Origin of the sequence: Lysobacter cavernae (genome assembly GCF_042648505.1) — a bacterium.
Taxonomy (GTDB): Bacteria; Pseudomonadota; Gammaproteobacteria; order Xanthomonadales; family Xanthomonadaceae; genus Lysobacter_L; species Lysobacter_L cavernae.
In genome coordinates this window covers 99,081-113,179 of record NZ_JBHRXK010000003.1, presented here as the reverse complement: position 1 = coordinate 113,179, position 14,099 = coordinate 99,081, and the positions used below count along the sequence as shown (strand labels likewise).

Here is a 14,099-nt window from a genome sequence, read left to right as displayed (position 1 = left end):
TTGCGGCGGCACCGCCGCCCTTGCCAACACACGGAGAGAGAGCAGCCATGGGCATGATCAGCGAGTTCAAGGAATTCATATCGCGCGGCAACGTCGTCGACCTCGCGGTCGGCGTGGTGATCGGCGCCGCGTTTGGCAAGATCGTCACCGCCCTCGTCGACGGCATCGTCATGCCGGTGGTCGGCTTCATCAGCGGCGGCGTCAGCGTCAGCGACTGGAAGTACGTGCTGCGCCCGGCCCAGCTCGACGCGGCCGGCAAGGAAGTCGCCGCCGAGGTCGCGCTCAAGTACGGCCTGTTCATCCAGACCGCGATCGATTTCCTGCTGATCGCGCTGGTGATCTTCGTGGTCCTCAAGGCCTACAACAAGGTGCGCACGCCGGCCCCTGCCCCGGCCACGCCGGAAGACGTGCTGCTGCTGCGCGAGATCCGCGATTCGCTGAAGAAGCCCGCGTAAACGTCGCTTCACTCCGCGCACCGTTCCGCCTGAGCGTAGGCGCGCAGCGCCGAAGTCGAAGGACGAGCGCGCCTGTTGGTTCTGCCGCCCATTCACCCTTCAACTTCGGCTTGACGGTCTACGCTCAGGGCGAACGGTGACGGGTTTCCGCGGCAGGAAGGTGTCCTCTCTTGGCTTTCCGCCAACCGCGGCACACCGCCGCGTGACTACAGGCACCTCACCGCATCGCGGCGAGTTGTTACGCTGGCGGCTTCGTCTTGTTCGAGTCGGGGAGTCCGGGTAATGCGCGCAATGCTGCCGGTGGCCATCGCCTCCTGTCTGTCCGCCGCGGTGTTCAGCGGCGATGTCGGTGCCGCCCAGCGCGAGACGCGCATTCCCGACCAAGCCATGACCACCGCCGCCCAGCTGCGCGAGACCGCACTGGCCAGCGACCTGGGCTACCGCATCACCGAATCGCTGACCACGCAGGTCGGCCCGCGCCTGGCCGGCAGCGAAGGCGACGCGCGCGCGGTCGCCTGGGCGGTGGCCAAGTTCAAGGAACTGGGCTTCGACAAGGTCTGGACCGAGCCGGTCACCTTCCCGAAGTGGGAGCGCCGCAGCGAAAGCGCACAGGTGCTCGGCGCGCACGCGCAGCCGCTGCACCTGACCGCGCTCGGCGGCAGCCCGGCCGGCACGGTCGAGGGCGAGGTCGTGCGCTTCGCCGACCTGGCCGCACTGGAGGCTGCAGCGGCCGGTTCGCTGGCCGGCAAGATCGCCTTCGTCGACTACAAGATGGAACGCGCCCGCGACGGCAGCGGCTACGGCCCGAGTGGCAAGGTGCGCAGCCGCGGCCCGTCGGCAGCGATCCGCGCCGGCGCCGCCGGTTACCTGATGCGCTCGGCCGGCACCGACTCGCACCGCAACCCGCACACCGGCATCACCCGCTTCGACGAAGGCCTGACGCCGATCCCGTCGGCGGCGCTGGCGGTGCCCGACGCCGACCAGCTCGCGCGCCTGCTCGCACTCGGCCCGGCCAAGGTCCGGGTCGCGCTGGATTGCGGTTGGGACGGCCAGTACACCTCGCAGAATGTCATTGGCGAGATCACCGGCAGCAAGAAGCCAAATGAGGTCGTGCTGATCGGCGGCCACCTCGACTCCTGGGACCTGGGCACTGGCGCGATCGACGACGGTGCCGGCGTCGGCCTGACCATGGCCGCCGGCAAGCTGATCGGCAACCTCAAGCAGCGCCCGGCGCGCAGCATCCGCGTGGTCGCCTTCGCCAACGAGGAACAGGGCCTGCACGGCGGCAAGGCCTATGCGGCCAAGCACGCCCCCGACCTGGGCAAGCATCAGCTGGCCGCCGAGAGCGATTTCGGCGCCGGTCGCATCTACGCCTATTCCAGCTCGGCGCCGGACCATGCCAAGGCCGCCGACGCGCAGATCGCGCAGGCACTGGCGCCGCTGGGCATCGAGCACGTGCCAGGCACCGGCGGCCCCGGGCCGGACATCAGCCCGTTCGCGGAAAAGGGCCTGGCCTGGGCGCGCCTGGCGCAGGACGGCAGCGACTATTTCGACCTGCACCACACCCCGGACGACACTTTCGACAAGATCGATCCGAAGGCGCTGGCGCAGAATGTCGCAGCCTATGCGGTGTTCGCGTACCTGGCCGCTTCGGCCGAAGGCGATTTCGGCAGCGCACCCAAAAGCGAGTGACACCCTCTGCGATGTCGCGGCGTCATGACGATGACGGCGACATCGCGGCAGATCCGATCACGGGGCCGCACCGTCTCGGCGCGAACGGCCCCAGCCTGTCCACTCAGCGGGTCCGCGAGCGCCGCGGTGGGTCATCGACGTAGGCCGCGAGGTGCTTTCCGGTAAGCGTGGTGCGGGCCTTGACGAGGTCAGCGGGCGTGCCCTCGAAGACAATCCGGCCGCCATCGTGGCCGGCACCGGGGCCGAGGTCGATGAGCCAGTCGGCGCGCGCCATGACCGCCTGGTGGTGCTCGATGACGATGACCGACTTGCCGGCGTCGACCAGCCGGTCGAGCAAGCCGAGCAGCTGCTCGACATCGGCCAGATGCAGGCCGGTGGTCGGCTCGTCGAGCACGTAGACGCCGCCCTTTTCGGCCATGTGCGTCGCCAGCTTGAGCCGCTGCCGCTCGCCGCCGGACAGCGTGGTGAGCGGCTGGCCGAGGCTGAGGTAACCGAGACCGACGTCGGCGAGCCGTACGAGGATGGCGTGCGCGGCCGGCGTGTGCGCTTTGCCGGCGCCGAAGAACGTCCCGGCCTCGGCCACCGACATCGCCAGTACCTCGCTGATGTCGCGCCCGCCGAGTTTGTATTTCAGCACCGCCGGCTGGAAGCGCTTGCCCTCGCAGTCCTCGCAGGGGGTGGCGACGCCGGCCATCGTCGCCAGGTCGGTGTAGATGACGCCGGCGCCGTTGCAGGTGGGGCAGGCGCCCTCGGAGTTGGCGCTGAACAGCGCCGGCTTCACGTTGTTGGCCTTGGCGAACGCCTTGCGGATCGGTTCGAGCAGATCCGTGTACGTCGCCGGGTTGCTGCGTCGTGAGCCGCGGATCGCGCCCTGGTCGACCGACACCACGCCTGCCGTGGCGGGGATCGACCCTTGCACCAGCGAGCTCTTGCCCGAGCCCGCCACACCGGTGATCACGCAGAGCACGCCGAGAGGGATGTCGACGTCGACGCCCTGCAGGTTGTGCGTCTTCGCGCCGCGGATCGAAAGCTGGCCGGTCGGTGCGCGCAGTGTTTGCTTCAAGGCGGTGCGGTCGTCGAGATGACGGCCGGTGATGGTCTTGCTGGCCCGCAGTCCATCGACGCTGCCTTCGTAGCAGATCGTGCCGCCCACGGAACCTGCGCCGGGGCCGATATCAACGACGTGGTCGGCGATCGCGATCGTCTCCGGCTCGTGCTCGACTACGAGCACCGTGTTGCCCTTGTCGCGCAATTGCAGCAGCAGGTCGTTCATCCGCTGCACGTCATGCGGGTGCAGGCCGATGGTGGGTTCGTCGAAGACATAGGTGACATCGGTGAGCGAGGAGCCGAGGTGGCGGATCATCCTGGTGCGCTGCGCTTCACCGCCCGACAAGGTGCCCGACGGCCGGTCGAGCGACAGGTAACCCAGCCCGATCTCCACGAACGAATCGAGGGTCTGCAGCAGTGCGGCGAGCAGTGGCGCGACCGACTTCTCGTTGAGGCCACGGACCCATCCGGCGAGATCGCTGATCTGCATCGCGCAGGCATCGGCGATGTTGATCCCCTTGATCCTGGAGGACCGCGCCGGTTCGGCGAGACGTGTGCCGGCGCAGTCGGGACAGGTACGGAACGTCATCGCCCGCTCCACGAACGCGCGGATGTGCGGCTGCAACGCATCGATGTCCTTGGACAGGAACGACTTCTGGATCTGCGGGATCAGGCCCGCGTAGGTCAGGTTGATGCCGTCGACCTTGATCTTCGTCGGCTCCTTGTGGAGCAGGTCGTGCAGTTCCTTCTTCGAGTACTTGCGGATCGGCTTGTCCGGGTCGAAGAAACCGCAGCCGCGGAAGATGCGGCCGTACCAGCCGTCCATGCTGTAGCCGGGGATGGTGAGCGCACCCTCGTTGAGCGACTTGCTGTCGTCGTACAACTGGGTCAGGACGATGTCGTTGACGTTGCCCATGCCCTCGCAGCGCGGGCACATGCCGCCGAGACGGTTGAAGGTCTCCTTCTTGGTGATGGTCTTGTTGCCGCGCTCGACGGTGATGGCGCCGGCCGCCCGGACCGACGGCACGTTGAACGCGAACGCGCTGGGCGGGCCGACATGCGGCTTGCCGAGCCGGCTGAACAGGATGCGCAACATCGCGTTGGCGTCGGTGACGGTGCCGACCGTGGAACGCGGGTTGGCGCCGAGGCGCTCCTGGTCGACGAGGATCGCGGTGGTCAGTCCATCGAGCACGTCGACCTCGGGGCGCGCCAGCGTCGGCATGAAACCCTGCACGAAGGCGCTGTAGGTCTCGTTGATCAGCCGCTGCGACTCGGCGGCGATGGTGCCGAACACCAGCGAGCTCTTGCCCGAACCGGAGACGCCGGTGAACACCGTCAACCGGCGCTTCGGGATCTCGATGCTGACGTCCTTGAGGTTGTTGACGCGCGCGCCGTGCACGCGGATCAGGTCGTGGCGGTCGGCGGCGTGCGGCGCAGGCGACAACGCGCCCTTCTTCGTGGCCTTGCTCATCGTGTTTCCATTGGTTGGGCGAGGCCCTCTGGCTCGATCTGACCCGTTTCGAGCAATGTCATTTATCGTCAGCCGTGCGTCGCCCACCGCGCCACTTGCTGACATACGGCAGCACAAACAAGTACAGGCCGGTCAACAGCAGCAAGGCGAGCGGAAACAGCGGCACGTACGACACCCAGACGACAGGCTTCTCCTGCGCCAAGGCGATGAAAGTGATGATGACGGTCAGCGTAAAGACGACGGCCACCCAGCGATGGAACTGCCGGATCCACTTGTTCCAATTCATTGGAGTCTCCTGTGAAGACCAGCAACTTCAATGGCCCCGGCGACCTGCCGGGTGGGGATGTTCAGCAGTTGTAGGCGTGGGTGGCAATCGCCGGACGGCTCAGCGCAGCTCGTTCGCCGGACGGCTCAGCGCAGCTCGTTGATGCGGATGTGATTGCCGGCGGGATCGCGGAAGGCGCAATCGCGAACTCCGTACGGCTGCTCGGTCGGCTCCTGGATGACCTCGGCGTCGCTGGCCTGCAGCTTCGCGAAAACGCCGTCGAGGTCGGCGGTGGCCAGGATGATCATGGCGTAGGTGCCCTTGGCCATCATCTCGGCAATGGTGCGGCGCTCGTCATCGGTGAGGCCGGGGCTGGCGGCGGGTGGATGCAGGACAATGGACGTGCCGGGCTGGCCGACGGGACCGACCGTGATCCAGCGCATCCCCTGGTAGCCGACGTCCTTGCGGACCTCGAAGCCGAGGGTGTCGCGGTAGAAGGCCAGCGCTGCATCCGGGTCGTTGTGCGGAAGAAAGCTGGAGTGAATGGCGATGTCCATGGTGGTCAGCTCGGTGTGGGTCGGGCCGTCATGCTAGATCCAGCTCGGGGGCCGGCGCTTCTCGATTCCTGATCGGTCGGGTCACTTGTTTCGCCACGCACGACGGCATCCCCTCGGTCGCTAGCGCCGCCTCGCGCCGGTACACGCTGGGCGACACACCGACCAGCTCGGTGAAGCGAGTGCTGAAGGTGCCCAGCGACGAGCAGCCGACCGCGAAGCAGACCTCGGTGACACTGAAGTCGCCACAACGCAACAGCGCCATCGCGCGCTCGATGCGCCGTGTCATCAGATAAGCGTACGGCGACTCGCCGTAGGCGAGCCGGAACTGGCGGCTGAGGTGCCCGGCCGACATGTGCGCGTCCCGGGCCAGCGCCTCGACGTCGAGCGGCTGCGCGTATTCCCGGTCGATCCGGTCGCGGACGCGACGCAGCCGCGCGAGGTCGCGCAGGTGCTGTGCTGCGGTGGGTCGGCTGGTCATCCACGCGATCGTGCCACCTCGCACCGGAGCGCTCAAGCCCGTTGAGGCGGCGTATCTGGGACTGTCCTTCGATGCGTGCTGCCCGCTGCGGCGCATTGTGTGTGCATCGACCTTACGTCGCCACGGAGCCTGCATCCGTGAATCCACGCCACCACCGACCTCACAGATTCTTAGCGCACCGTGCGTAATGTTCAACGTGCGGCACGTTTGCCACAGTCACACACGATCAAGGACGACCGACCTGCGTGTTGGGAGTCACCATGACCAAGCAAGACCGTAAAGATCCCTCGATCGAGCGCACCGACAAACCGGCCCCCAAGGAAACCGAACGCGAGCGCGAAGACCGCAAACAGCACGAGAGCGACAATCAGGACGAGGCGCTGGAAGAAACCTTCCCGGCCAGCGATCCGGTGTCACCTTTTGTACCGGCCAAGGCCCCGGACTGACGCGGGCGCTGCACCGGCTCGCATTCATCCGGCATCGCCTCGTTCAAGCACTCGCCGCTGAACAGCGCTCCTGCGCGCGAGGGATCGCAACTGCGCGCCGTGCGTGTTGCCTGTCCGTTTCGATCCGCGATGAATCGGCGCAGCACACATACGCGGCCTACACGGGCCGGGTCGTAACGTCCGCCCATCGCGCCCACTACGGCCGGACGCTGGTAGTCCGCTCGGGCGTGGTCCAAGCCCATGCGAATCGCGCAAATCTCTCCGCTGTACGAAGCGGTGCCACCCGTGTTCTATGGCGGCACCGAACGGGTCGTGGCGCACCTGTGCGACGCCCTGGTCGAGGCCGGTCACGAAGTGAGCCTGTTCGCCTCCGCCGACACCCATACCCAGGCACGCCTGGTACCGATGCGCGACCAGGCGATCCGCCTCGACCCGGCACCATTGAAGTCCGACCTGGCCGCGCATCTGGTACTGCTCGACGAAGTGCGGCGGCGCGCGGCGGAGTTCGACATCCTGCATTTCCATGTCGACCTGATCCACTACCCGTTCTTCGAGGGTCGGGCCCACCGTACCCTCACCACCCTGCACGGCCGCCTCGACCTCAAGGACCTGCCCGACGCCTACCGTCGTTGGCCGCAGTTCCCGCTGGCCTCGATCTCCGACCACCAACGCCAACCGTTGCCATTCGCCAACTGGCTCGGCACGGTCTACCACGGGCTGCCGGTTGGACTGTACCCGTTCACGCCTGCGCCGCAGGGCGGTTACCTCGCGTTCCTTGGCCGGATTTCGCCGGAAAAGCGCCTCGACCGCGCCATCGCGATCGCACAGCGCGCCGGGTTGCCGCTGAAGGTCGCAGCCAAGGTCGACGCCGTCGACCGCGCCTATTTCCAGCAGCAGATCGTGCCGCTGCTGGACGACCCGTCGATCGAGTACATCGGTGAAATCACCGATGCCGACAAGGGCGACTTTCTCGGCAATGCCTTGGCGCTGCTGTTCCCGATCGACTGGCCGGAACCGTTCGGCCTGGTGATGATCGAGGCCATGGCCTGCGGCACGCCGGTGATCGCCTGGAACTGCGGCTCGGTACCGGAAGTACTGGATGACGGCATCACCGGCCGCATCGTGACGTCGGAGAAGCAGGCGGTGCAGGCCATCGACACCGTGCGGAAGCTCGATCGCCGTCGCATCCGCACCACCTTCGAACGCCGCTTCTCCTCCGCCGCGATGGCGCGCGACTACGTCGATATTTACTGGCAGCTGTTGCGACAGGGAGGCTCCGGCCTGCGACTGACGGCCTGAGCTGGCTATGGACCCGGCCGCGACCGCCGCCCTGTTTTCGAACTTCGTGCTGAAGGACGGCGACAGCTTCCTGATCGCCAATGGCTACGGCGACATCGAAGGCAACAGCGACGGCCAGTTCCACAACGACACCCGCCTGCTGTCGCGCTTCAAGCTGCAGATGGGTGACTCGGCGCCGGCCCTGCTCAGCTCGATGGTGACCCGCGACAACGTCTTCTTCGTCGCCCATCTCACCAACCGCCAGCTGCCACCACTGGGCGGGCAGACCACGTTGCATGGCCTGGTCCACATCAAGCGCACGCGCTTCCTCTGCGATGAGCGCATGTACGAGCGCCTGGCCTTCGTCAACTACGGCACTCATGAGGTGCACCTGCCGTTGCAGTTCGAGGCGTCCGCCGATTTCCGCGACATGTTCGAGGTGCGTGGCAGCACGCGCGCGGCGCGCGGCGAACTGTTGCCACCCGAATCCCAGGAATACGGCCTGCGCTTCGGCTATCGCGGCCTCGACGGAGCATTGCGCACGGCCGCGGTCGCGTTTTCGCAGGCGCCCCTGCACACCCGCGCGGGCACACTGGCGTTCGAGCTGGTGTTGCCGGTGGGCGCACGCAAGGTGCTCTACCTCGAAGCCGGTGCCCCGGTCGACGACCTGCCATCGCAGGCCCGTTTCCGCATGGCGGCCGCGCAGGCGCGCGTGCGCATGCGCATCCGGCAGCGGCGCAGCGCGCAGGTGCGCAGCGAGATCCCGCTGTTCAATGCCTGGATGGAGCGGTCGCGCGCCGACCTGGCCCTGCTGACCAGCGAGCTCGACACCGGCCCCTACCCGTACGCCGGCATCCCCTGGTTTTCGACGCCGTTCGGCCGTGATGCGGTGATCACCGCGCTGCAGACCCTGTGGCTGGACCCGGGCTTGGCGCATGGCGTGCTGAGTTTCCTGGCCCGCCACCAGGCGCAGGAAGAGTCGTCGTTCATGGACGCCGCACCCGGCAAGATCCTCCACGAGACCCGCAAGGGCGAGATGGCGGTGTTGCGTGAACTGCCGTTCGGCCGCTATTACGGTGGCGTCGATACGACGCCGTTGTTCGTGATGCTCGCAGGCGCCTACGCGCAACGCACCGGTGATCTCGCCTTCATCGATACGCTGTGGCCGGCTCTGTTGGCGGCGACCACGTGGATCGAGCGCGTCTGCGATGCCAACCCGTACGGTTTTCTCGACTACGCCCGCGGCGAATCCACGGGACTGGCCAACCAGGGCTGGAAGGACAGCTCCGATTCGGTGTTCCATGCCGACGGCCGCTCACCGGAGGGGCCAATCGCCCTGATCGAGGTGCAGGGCTATGTGTTCGCCGCATTGCGCGCCATGGCGGAGCTGGCCGCCGGCCGCGGCGACGACACCGCGATGCTGCACTGGCACGCGCGCGCCGACACCCTTCGCAGCCAGGTCGAACGCCACTACTGGATGCCCGAGCACGGCTACTACGGCATCGCCCTCGATGGCTCCGGCGCGCTGTGTGCGGTGCGCGGCAGCAACCCGGGCCACCTGCTGTACACCGGCCTGCCCAGTGCCGAACGCGCCGCGCAGGTGACTGCGCAACTGCTGAGCCCGCCGTTCTTCACCGGCTGGGGCGTGCGCACCCTGGCGCTGGGCGAGGCGCGCTACAACCCGATGTCCTACCACAACGGTTCGGTCTGGCCGCACGACACCGCGCTGTGCGCGGCCGGCATCGCCCGTTACGGCGGACGCGCCGGGGCGTCGACGCTGCTGCGCAGTGCGTTCGAGACCGCGGTGCATTTCGACATGCGCCTGCCCGAGTTGTTCTGCGGCTTCGCCCGCGCCTACGGCGGCGCCCCGGTGGCCTACCCGGTGGCCTGTCTGCCACAGGCCTGGGCCGCGGGCTCGGCGTTCATGCTGCTGCAGGCTTGCCTGGGCATCACCATCGACGGCCTGCGCGGCGAGGTGGTGATCGAACGGCCGCTGCTGCCCCACGGCATCGACGAGGTCGTGGTGCGCAATGTCGTCGTCGGCGAGCGCCGCGCCCATCTCGTGCTCAAGCGCATCGACGAGCGCGTTGGCGTGTTCATCGAAGGCCGCGACGCCGCCAACGTCTCGGCACGGATCCGCACCTAGCGAACTACGCCGTGCCCTGCACCGCGCGCCGCAGCGCGGCCCGTGCCAGCAGGCGCGTGGAATCGAGCGTCGGCAGTGGCGAGTTGCTGTCGTCCATGATCAACGGGATCTCGGTGCAACCGAGCACGACCGCATCACAGCCCTCGGCCTGCATCCGCGCCATGACCTGCTGGAAGTAGGCCACGGCCTCGGATTTGAAGCTGCCGTAGACCAGCTCGTCCATGATGATGCGGCTGATCTCGTCGCGTTCGCCGGCAGTCGGGCGCAGGTGCTGCAGCCCTCGTGCCGCCAGCTTCTCGGGATAGACCGCGCTGTCGACCAGCCAGCGGGTGCCGGTCAGGCCCAGGCGCCGGAATCCACGCTCGGCGGCCTGCTCGGCCACGACCTCGGCGATGTGCAGCCAGGGCAGTGGCGACCGCGCCTCGATGCAGGCCAGCGCCGTGTGGATGGTGTTGTCGGGACAGATCAGGAAATCGGCACCGGTTTTCGCCAGCTTTTCTGCAGACGAGAGCATCAACTCGCCCACCCCAGCCCAGTCGCCACGCTCCAGGCAGGCCACGTAGTCGGCCAGCGAATGCGAGTGCAGCGAAACCTCCGGATGGGCGTGCGGACCAAGCTGCTGCGCGCCCTCGGCACAGATGGTCCGATAACAAAGCGCGGCGCCTTCGGCGGAGCAGGCCACGATGCCGATGTGTTGGGGCATGCCGGTTCTGCTCAATGGAGTTTGAGGTAACGAGGCGCCATGGTGGGCTGACTCACTGGCGTCTGATGGTGCAAGGTCAGCTGCCAGCCATCAACGCCCCGGACATGCGTCGCGCTGCATTGCGCGGCGCATGCCGAGGGCTCCCAGGTCACGACATCACCATCGCCAGATAACCGTAGACCAGCAGCACCACGGTACTCAGCGCATAGGTGACCGGATAACCGTACGAGGGGATGTCGCTGTGGGCACGATCGGAGATGGCGCGCATCGCCGTGGTGCTGTTGCGGGCGCCGGCCACCGCGCCTGCCAGGATGATCGGGTCCATCCTCAGCACGTACAGGCCGACCACGTAGGTGACGAAGGTCGGCACGATGGCGACGCCCAGACCAAGCAGCAGCACGAACGCGGTGTCCCAGCCGTGCGAGACCGCATCGATCAGCGCCGGGGCGACGTTCAGGCCAAGGCCGCAGACGAACAGGTCCACGCCGATGCTTTCCAGCAGGGCGCGGGCGCCTTCCGGCATCGGCCCTCCCATCGATGGATTCATCGAGCGCATGATCGAAACCAGCATGCCGGCCACCACCACGCCGCCCATCGCACCCAGGCCGACCGGGATGCCAGCGATCTTGACCGTGGCCAGGCCGACCAGGTAGCCGCTGGCGATGCCAAAGGCCAGGGTGATCACGTCGGTGACGTTGGTCGGGCGCACCGCGTGGCCCAAAGCGGCGGCGCGTTTCACCGCCGCGGCCGGACCGATGACGCGGATCAGGTCGTGCCGACGCAGCGGCATGTCGAGCTTGGCCGGCAGCTCATGGCCGGCGCGGAACACGGCCCGCACGCGCACGCCGTACAACGATGGATCCTGCAACAGTTGCTGCAGCGTCTTGCCGGTGACGTTCTTGCCGCTGAGGATGATCTCCGCCTGCTCCACCTCGAAGGTGCGTGCGGCGTTGTCGTCGACCTCCGGGCCGAGCCCGGCCGGGTCGTGCAGCAGCTGGCCGATGCGGCCGCCGACGGTCAGCAGGTCGCCCTTGCGCAACGTGGTGGTCGCATCCAGCGCGAGCGCCGCGTTGTCGCGGGTCACCCGCAGTACCGGCGTGCCCAGGTGCTGGCCGACCGCGGTGGCCGGCTGGCCGATGAAGTCGGCGTTGTCCAACCGGTACACGCGCACGTCCACCGGCTGCATGCCGTGCTCGAAGGCGCCGGCGGTGCCGGGCAGGGCATGGCCGTGGGTGCCGAATTCCTGTTCCGCCTTCTTCGCCGCCTGCACCGGGTCGTGGCCGAACATGCCCGGCAGGTTGCGCACCAGCATCACGATGCCGAGCATCGACAGCAGGTAGCTCAGCGAATAGCCGGCGGCGATGTTGGCCTTGACCTGTTCGGCGGTGACGCCGCCGCTGGGCTGGTACAGGCCCTGGTCGACCGCCGCCGTAGCCACGCCCAGCACCGCGCTGACGGTGTTGCTGCCGGCCAGGATGCCCGGGGCATAACCGGGCGCCAGACTCAGCAGCTTGCTGCCGCCGAAGGCCATGATGAAAGCCACGGTGCAGCTGACCATCACCAGGATGGACAACTGCAAACCTTCCCTGCGCATGCCGTCGACGAACTGCGGGCCGACCCGCAAGCCGATGGCATAGGTAAACAGCGCCAGGAAGAAGGTGGTGAGCAGGTCGGGAATCGCGAACTTCACCCCCGCCAGCTCGAAGGCGAGGATGCCCACCAGCAACGCCACCAGCATCGAGCCGGCGGTGGAGCCGAGCGAGAAGAAGCCGATCTTGAGCCGTCCGATCAGGTTGCCCAAGCCGAGCACGAAGAACAGGGTGATGAAGCCCTGGTCGGCGAGAAACTGGAAGAAGGTATGGACCATGTCAGTGATGGAAGCTGGCGCGATGTTCGTGGTCCTGCGCGGCCGGGTGGCTGCGCAGGTAGTCGATGGCGCGGCGCAGGTCGTCGAGCAGCTGCGCGGCCATGTCACGGCTTACGCCGCTTCGGATCATGATGCGTTGCACGACCGTGTCCTGCCGGTTTGCCGGCAGCGGATAGGAGGCGATCTGCCAACCACGCATGCGGATACGGTCGGACAGGTCGTACAACGAAAAGCCGGCGCCCAACGGGTCTTTCAGGGTGTAGGCGACGGCGGGCAGCCCGCCATTGCCGTCGTAGAGGATCTCGAACGGCCCGAGCTTGCCGATCTCCTCGGCCAGATACCGCGCGGTATCGACGCAGGCCTGCTGGATGCGGCGATAGCCATCGCGCCCATAGCGGATGAAGTTGTAGTATTGCGCGATGATTTCGCCGCCGGGGCGCGAGAAATTCAGCGCGAAAGTGGGCATGTCGCCACCAAGATAGTCCACCCGGAAGATCAGCTCGGGCGGCAAGTCCTCGGCGTCACGCCAGGCGACCCAGCCAACGCCCAGCGGGGCCAGTCCATACTTGTGGCCGGAGCTGTTGATGGACTTCACCCTCGGCAGGCGAAAATCCCATTCCAGTTCGGGCTGCAGGAACGGGGCGATGAAACCGCCACTGGCCGCATCGACGTGAATCGGGATATCCAGCCCGGTCTGCGCTTGCAGCGTATCCAGTACGGCGGCGATCTCCTTGACCGGCTCGTAGTTGCCGGTGAAGGTCACCCCCAGAGTCGGCACCACGCCGATGGTGTTCTCGTCGCAGTGTTCGCGGACCTGTTCCGGCAACATGCCGGTGGCGCCTTCCAGCAGCGGGATCTGGCGCAGTTCCACGTCAAAATAGCGGGCAAACTTGTGCCAGCAGATCTGCACCGGCCCGCACACCAGGTTGGGGCGGTCAGCCGGTTTTCCCTCGGCCAGGCGGCGCTTGCGCCACTGCCATTTCAGCGCGAGGCCGCCCAGCATCGCCGCCTCGCTCGATCCGGTCGTGGAGCAGCCCATCGCTTGACCCGCGTCCGGGGCATTCCAAAGATCGGCCACGATGTGCACGCAGCGTGATTCGATTTCCGCGGTCTGCGGGTACTCGTCCTTGTCGATCATGTTCTTGTCGACACAATCGGACATCAGCTGCTGCACTTCCGGCGAGACGCGCGTGGTGCAGAAGGTCGCCAGGTTCTGGCGCGAGTTTCCGTCGAAGATCAACTCGTCGCGGACAAGGGCGAGTGCAGCCGCCGGCGGCGAGCCCTGCTCGGGCAACCGGAACTTGGGCAAGGTGCGCTCAGCCAATTCGGTGGCATAGACCGCGGGTGCCGTAATGGTGTCGTTGCGCTTGCCGACCTTGTGCAGGGCCATGTCGATCCTCCGTTGAGGCCGGCCTGCATGCTCAGGCCGGCACTGGCGTCCGTGAAACCGGAACGCGGTTATTTACCCGTTTCGAAGACGCCGCTGCCGCCAGTTGCTGGACGATCATCGCGATCGCCTTCTGCCCCTTGACGGAGTTGCCCGCAGCGTCCAGCGGTGGTGCATATGATCACGCAGCAGCCCTTGAGCAGCCGCGAGTCAGCCACAAACACGCTGCCATCGCGCAGAGCAGGTCGACCGGGCTTTCGATGTGGTGACTGTTGCAGCGCAAGGCCGCTGCTTCCAACGGATCTGC

The 14,099-nt window shown here is 67.1% G+C and carries 12 protein-coding genes; 5 read left to right on the top strand and 7 right to left on the bottom strand.

Going from position 1 to position 14,099, the window contains the following annotated elements:
• Positions 1-47 precede the first annotated feature (47 nt).
• Positions 48-455 carry a large-conductance mechanosensitive channel protein MscL gene (gene mscL / locus ACFOLC_RS07660; protein ID WP_386758661.1) on the top strand — a complete coding sequence of 136 codons (408 nt, stop codon included), beginning with the start codon at positions 48-50 and terminating at the stop codon, positions 453-455.
• Positions 456-746: 291 nt separating this feature from the next.
• Positions 747-2,147, top strand: coding sequence for a M28 family peptidase (locus ACFOLC_RS07655; protein WP_386759019.1), 1,401 nt, complete (start codon positions 747-749; stop codon positions 2,145-2,147).
• Between the two features lie 103 nt (positions 2,148-2,250).
• Here the strand turns inward: ACFOLC_RS07655 and ACFOLC_RS07650 are convergent, their stop codons facing one another.
• The 4 genes from ACFOLC_RS07650 to ACFOLC_RS07635 all read right to left on the bottom strand — a co-directional run bounded on the left by ACFOLC_RS07650 (position 2,251) and on the right by ACFOLC_RS07635 (position 5,965).
• Entirely contained in the window at positions 2,251-4,665 is a 2,415-nt protein-coding gene (locus ACFOLC_RS07650) for an ATP-binding cassette domain-containing protein (protein WP_386758660.1), read from the bottom strand.
• A gap of 58 nt (positions 4,666-4,723) precedes the next feature.
• Positions 4,724-4,951, bottom strand: a complete 228-nt coding sequence (locus ACFOLC_RS07645) for a hypothetical protein (protein WP_386758659.1) — start codon at positions 4,949-4,951, stop codon at positions 4,724-4,726.
• A gap of 125 nt (positions 4,952-5,076) precedes the next feature.
• Positions 5,077-5,487 carry a VOC family protein gene (locus ACFOLC_RS07640; protein ID WP_386758658.1) on the bottom strand — a complete coding sequence of 137 codons (411 nt, stop codon included), beginning with the start codon at positions 5,485-5,487 and terminating at the stop codon, positions 5,077-5,079.
• Between the two features lie 28 nt (positions 5,488-5,515).
• Positions 5,516-5,965 (bottom strand): helix-turn-helix transcriptional regulator, encoded by a 450-nt coding sequence (locus tag ACFOLC_RS07635; protein WP_386758657.1) that lies wholly within the window; start codon positions 5,963-5,965, stop codon positions 5,516-5,518.
• A gap of 260 nt (positions 5,966-6,225) precedes the next feature.
• Between ACFOLC_RS07635 and ACFOLC_RS07630 the strand changes: the two genes are divergently transcribed.
• From ACFOLC_RS07630 to ACFOLC_RS07620, 3 genes are all read left to right on the top strand, one after another.
• Complete coding sequence (locus ACFOLC_RS07630; RefSeq protein WP_386758656.1) at positions 6,226-6,411, top strand: hypothetical protein; 186 nt, start codon at positions 6,226-6,228, stop codon at positions 6,409-6,411.
• A 240-nt stretch (positions 6,412-6,651) separates the two neighbouring features.
• Complete coding sequence (locus ACFOLC_RS07625) at positions 6,652-7,710, top strand: glycosyltransferase family 4 protein (RefSeq protein ID WP_386758655.1); 1,059 nt, start codon at positions 6,652-6,654, stop codon at positions 7,708-7,710.
• A gap of 7 nt (positions 7,711-7,717) precedes the next feature.
• Entirely contained in the window at positions 7,718-9,835 is a 2,118-nt protein-coding gene (locus ACFOLC_RS07620) for an amylo-alpha-1,6-glucosidase (protein WP_386758654.1), read from the top strand.
• Between the two features lie 4 nt (positions 9,836-9,839).
• On the opposite strand, the gene ACFOLC_RS07615 is transcribed toward ACFOLC_RS07620, so the two are convergent.
• From ACFOLC_RS07615 to ACFOLC_RS07605, 3 genes are all read right to left on the bottom strand, one after another.
• On the bottom strand, positions 9,840-10,538 hold the full coding sequence (locus tag ACFOLC_RS07615) for an aspartate/glutamate racemase family protein (protein WP_386758653.1): 699 nt from the start codon (positions 10,536-10,538) through the stop codon (positions 9,840-9,842).
• 148 nt (positions 10,539-10,686) lie between these two features.
• A complete protein-coding gene (locus ACFOLC_RS07610; protein WP_386758652.1) occupies positions 10,687-12,405 on the bottom strand; it encodes an aspartate:alanine exchanger family transporter in 1,719 nt (572 codons plus the stop codon).
• Position 12,406: 1 nt separating this feature from the next.
• The gene (locus ACFOLC_RS07605) at positions 12,407-13,795 is read right to left on the bottom strand and encodes a glutamate decarboxylase (RefSeq protein WP_386758651.1); all 1,389 of its coding nucleotides are present in this window, start codon (positions 13,793-13,795) and stop codon (positions 12,407-12,409) included.
• Positions 13,796-14,099: the final 304 nt, after the last annotated feature.